Origin of the sequence: Providencia sp. PROV205, assembly GCF_028479505.1 — a bacterium.
Taxonomy (GTDB): Bacteria; Pseudomonadota; Gammaproteobacteria; order Enterobacterales; family Enterobacteriaceae; genus Providencia; species Providencia huaxiensis.
This window is the reverse complement of record NZ_JAMPNU010000050.1, coordinates 1-4,749: the sequence shown is the minus strand read 5'-3', so window position 1 is coordinate 4,749 and position 4,749 is coordinate 1. Positions and strand designations below refer to the sequence as shown.

Here is a 4,749-nt window from a genome sequence, read left to right as displayed (position 1 = left end):
AAACCTCGGCTTTATTTGTTTGGTTTATTTGGAACCGTTGATTTGAACTATAGTTTATAGCTTGGGTTGATAGTATCGGCCAGGTGTAGTTATTATAAATTTAGCCGGCTAACTTGTTTGATTAATAAAGTTGCCAACCTTTCCATTTCATTTTCTGCAATAAATCCCATCGTCACTGCAGCTGCAACAAGCTGGCCTTCGCTGTTAAATACAGGGCAAGCAATAGATTGTGCGCCGGGAATACCTTCTGTCGGTTGGTAACGGATAGCATAGCCTTGTTGGATAACTTTATTAATCTCGTCTTGTGAATATGAGTTCGAGCCAAATTGGCTATCAAATGCGGAATACACTAGCCCAGCCGCACTTTTCACGACAGGTAATGGAGTGTTAGGCAAAAAGTCAATTTCAATATTTTTGAAGCTACGATTATATTTAATTAAAGAAAGTGCTTTCCCTAGGCGGGTGGCAATGCCCGTTGAGACGTTTTGTTCATCGCGAAATTGAATCAAACCATTGTTAATGGTGTCGATATAAGAGTCCTCAGATTCAACAAAGTTGGCTAGGAAGGCTAAATTTCGACCTAATCCATAACGACTAGTTTGAATATCTTGGTACAGCATTTGTGTACGACATAGAGAAACGAGATATTTATGTAGACGACTTTTCGATATATCACAACCTTTTGAAATATCCGCTGCGCGCGCAATGCCCCCATTTTGAGCAATATAATTTAAAATGCTTACAGCTATATCAACAGAATTAACACCTTGCAAAGTAGACATACATAAACCTCAGTTTAACAAGTCGTTATATTTTACCATGAGTTGCCTTGTGCTGCTAACGACCCGATAAAGCAAAAAAGATAACCCTAAAGCGGTAGCACATTATTACCTATAAATAGATAGAATTATTGATGCTACTCAAGTTCATCTTTGGTGAATGGAGTATATATATAGTGTACTTATAGAGGCAATGTCGAGGTTTACTATAATGAAAACTATAAATTCACTACGTTTAAAACGCCGAACCCTGCTCAAAGGGCTTGGTGTTGTTGGGCTGGCAAGTATTGCACCCTGTTCATATGCACAGGGTAACAGTAATCAACCCTTACCCAAAGTGCGGCTAAAACTGTCGGACTACAAAACATTTCGTTCAACTTGTGCAATGGAGTGTTTGCATTGCAACCTAACCGCATATACCTACCAAGGTAAGCTGATGAAAATTCAAGCAACGGAAGGGTTTAATGTTAAATGCTGCTTGAGAGGTATGAGCCGAACTAGATGGGTCTATCATGATCAACGCGTCAAAACACCATTACTGAGAGTAGGTGAAAAAGGTAAAGCAGAATTCAAACCAATAAGTTGGAATGAGGCGCTGGATCTTATTGAAAAAAATATTAGAGAGACCATCGATAAATATGGAAATGAAGGGTTGTTCATTTCTACTCATGCCGGAAATATGGATTCGATTAAAAATGACATGGGGAAGGCGTTTTTCGATTATTTAGGTGGGGCAACGAAACAAGCAGGCTCACTGTGTTGTTCTGCTGTAACAGCCGCAATGATCCCGATGCTAGGCCTGAGGTATGCTGATACCCGCGATACGATAGCAGATAGCCGTTATATCCTGTGTTGGGGTAATAACCCAGCGGTTACGATGCAAGCCTATTTTAAAAATTATAACCAAGCAAGAAAAAATGGCGCTCGGTTAGTGGTTATTGACCCGCGCTTTAATGAAACTGCAGCAAAAGCCGATGAGTGGATCCCGATTATTCCAGGGACAGATACCGCACTTGCTCTAGGCATGATTAAAATTATTATTGAAGAAAACCGGATAGATGAAAATTTTCTCAGGGTTCATACCGGTGCTGTCTATTTGGTTGATACAGACCAAAAACAAGTTAGGCAAAATGAAGATGATAAAGACAGCTATTTAGTTTTCGATATATTAAGCAAACAATTAGTTCGTCATGATTCACCGGATATTAAACCGGCACTTTTCCAACATGAACTTCCTGATAACTTGGGTTACACCACAGTATTTGAGCAAATTTATCAGCAAGCTAAAGGTTGGGATGTGGCTCGCGTCAGTGAAGAAACAGACGTACCAGTGGAAACGATTGTTCGCCTTGCTCGTGATTACTCATCCATTACGCCTTCCATGATTGTACAAAACATGTCCGGTGCTCAGCGTACCGAGCATGGGGCTTATGTTGCCGCGAGCCAGTTCTACCTCGCTTTACTCACTGGAAATATTGGTAAGCGTGGCGCAGGCGTTTGTGATGCAGGTGGTGCTCGGCAAATGGCTAAATTTAGTCCAATCGTTCCCCCCGCACCGAATGTGAAAAATATTCCGCCTATTCCTGTCGCGAAAGTTGGTGATTTTATCGCCAATGAAAAACCGCATCCAATTAATTTCTGGTGGATTATGACGATGGGAGTTATGACCCAATTACCGAACACGAATAAGGTTCGGGAGGCTCTGAAGAAAGTGCCATTTGTGGTTGTGGCTGATAACTTAATGAGTTCGACGGCGTTATATGCAGATTTAGTCTTACCGGTGACCACTATTTTTGAAGATACCAGTTTGATGGCGGGTGTCCGTAGCCAATATGTTCAATTAATGGAAAAAGCGGTTGAGCCAGCTGGTGAAGCAAAACCCGATTATTGGATTTTTGCCCAATTAGCGGAACGTTTTGGTTTTGGTGAGGTATTCAATAAACCAATAGAGCACTATATTGACGCCTGTTTAGTCGGCTCTGGTATTACGCGCCAAATGTTAGAAAAAGGCCCTGTGCGTCCAGTCGAGGGGGATTGGATACCATTCAAAGACGGTATTTTTAGGACATCAACCCAAAAAGCTCACCTGTTTATTGAAGATTGGCAAAAGAAAAACTTTTCACCTGTTGTCGCTTACTACCAAGTGACGGAGTCTGTTAAAGGTTCACCTGAACTAGCCAAAAAGTACCCGCTGATGGCGGTTCAGCGCAAGTTAGCGCGTAGCGTGCATTCAAGTCATGGAATGAATGAATGGATCCTTGAAGTACAACGAAACCAGCCGAATGTTTTAATTCACCCAGAAGATGCTAAGTCTAGAGGCATTAAGAATGGAGAATGGGCGGTTACGTTTAATGACCGAGGGGAACACAGAGCCATTGCGGTGGTAACTACGCATATTAAAAAAGGCGTAATTTCGCTAGATAACGGCTGGTGGGAACAGCAGGGGGGAAGTAGCAGCCATGTCACGAATGACCAAGTTGAACATTTAGGCACTGGGCATTGCTGTAATAGCACGCTAGTTGATGTCAGAAGGGAGGCTTAATCATGGTCAAACAATATGGTTTTTTGATCAACACAAAAGATTGTTATGGTTGCCGCACTTGTTCAATGGCCTGCAAATCTGAAAATGTCACTCCACCGGGAGTGTTGTGGCGCCGAGTTCGCGAATTTAATGATGACTCACCGAATACCCAAGCATTCATTACGATGTCTTGTAATCATTGTGATGACCCACAATGTTTAAAAGTTTGCCCTGCAGACACCTATACCAAACGGGCAGATGGCATCGTCGTTCAAGACCATGAAAAATGTATTGGTTGCCAGATGTGCATCATGGCTTGCCCATATCATGCCCCTGTCTTTGACCCAGCAGAAGGAAAAACCAGTAAGTGTAATATGTGCGCAGAGCGATTAGATGAAGGCCTACTGCCAAGGTGTGTGGAGTCTTGTCCGACAGGCGCTATTGAGTTTGGTGATATTTCTGAGCTACGTAAAAAGCATACGACAAACTGGGCGGTGCTGGAGCAACGTTATAACATGCCCGATCACACAATTAGTCATCCAAATATTGTGATTATTGGGATGGAGGACTGATCATGGATATTAAACATATGGAGCTCCCTCTGGTATTTTTCACGGTAATGAGCCAATGGGGAGTCGGTGCTGTTCTCGCATTAACCATTTACCAAATGAAAGCCAGTCAAGAATACCTATTATCAGGTTCTGTATTACGTCGTGCAGTGTTATTGATATGGCTGATTGAAGTTGTCGGGTCAACGATGTCAATGGGGCACTTGGGTGTGCCTCTTGAAGCCTATCGTTCCGTTCTGGGGCTAGGCCATTCATGGCTAAGTCGCGAGGCAGTGACATTTGTACTATTAAATGGAATTGTTACGTTGTGGGCGCTATCTTGCTGGTTACAACCCACGGTAAACACACGCAATACGATTTTAGGTTGGCTAAGTGGGGTCGGTGGGTTAGCCGCTATACTTGTCACCGCACAAGTCTATTACCAGATGGTCGCTCACCCATTATGGCATACACCAGCAACACAAATTGCGTTTCTAGGTAGTGCAATTGTCCTTGGTTTTAGTCTAGTGGCCTTATTTGTTATCAGTCAAGGCAAACCATTACCATCGACAATTAAAGTAGGTGTGCTGATAGGTGTTGCATTAGTATTAATCGCGCAGGTTATTCGCTTACAGTTACCCGCAAGCCAAGGTGGAAGTTATTTTCTGTGGTGGCAAGTTGTGATGAGTATGCTATTGCCATGTATTATGGTGATGAAAGCATATAAGGAGCGACCATCCGTAGTCTTAATTGTATTGATAATGTTGGCGATGTTTAGCGGAGAGTTAGCCGGCCGAGCCTTGTTTTATGGAGCGGTTATGATCCAAGCTCCTTGGTTCTAAAAATCCTCGTCATATTTCGGCCTGTCGCGTTGTTGGCGTCGCACACTCGCCCTAGTCAA

4 protein-coding genes are annotated in these 4,749 nt (G+C 42.9%); 3 read left to right on the top strand and 1 reads right to left on the bottom strand.

Annotation, left to right across the window (positions count from 1 at the left end; translation table 11 throughout):
- Nucleotides 1–92: 92 nt before the first annotated feature.
- The gene (locus PR800_RS19385) at nucleotides 93–782 is read right to left on the bottom strand and encodes a helix-turn-helix domain-containing protein (RefSeq protein WP_166264637.1); all 690 of its coding nucleotides are present in this window, start codon (nucleotides 780–782) and stop codon (nucleotides 93–95) included.
- 208 nt (nucleotides 783–990) lie between these two features.
- Here PR800_RS19385 and PR800_RS19380 point away from each other — a divergent pair, with 208 nt between their 5' ends.
- The 3 genes from PR800_RS19380 to PR800_RS19370 are packed head-to-tail and all read left to right on the top strand — an operon-like array spanning nucleotide 991 to nucleotide 4,690.
- Entirely contained in the window at nucleotides 991–3,321 is a 2,331-nt protein-coding gene (locus PR800_RS19380) for a molybdopterin-containing oxidoreductase family protein (protein WP_272531260.1), read from the top strand.
- 2 nt (nucleotides 3,322–3,323) lie between these two features.
- Entirely contained in the window at nucleotides 3,324–3,872 is a 549-nt protein-coding gene (locus tag PR800_RS19375; RefSeq protein WP_272531259.1) for a 4Fe-4S dicluster domain-containing protein, read from the top strand.
- Between the two features lie 2 nt (nucleotides 3,873–3,874).
- A complete protein-coding gene (locus tag PR800_RS19370; protein ID WP_206276657.1) occupies nucleotides 3,875–4,690 on the top strand; it encodes a dimethyl sulfoxide reductase anchor subunit family protein in 816 nt (271 codons plus the stop codon).
- Nucleotides 4,691–4,749 lie beyond the last annotated feature (59 nt).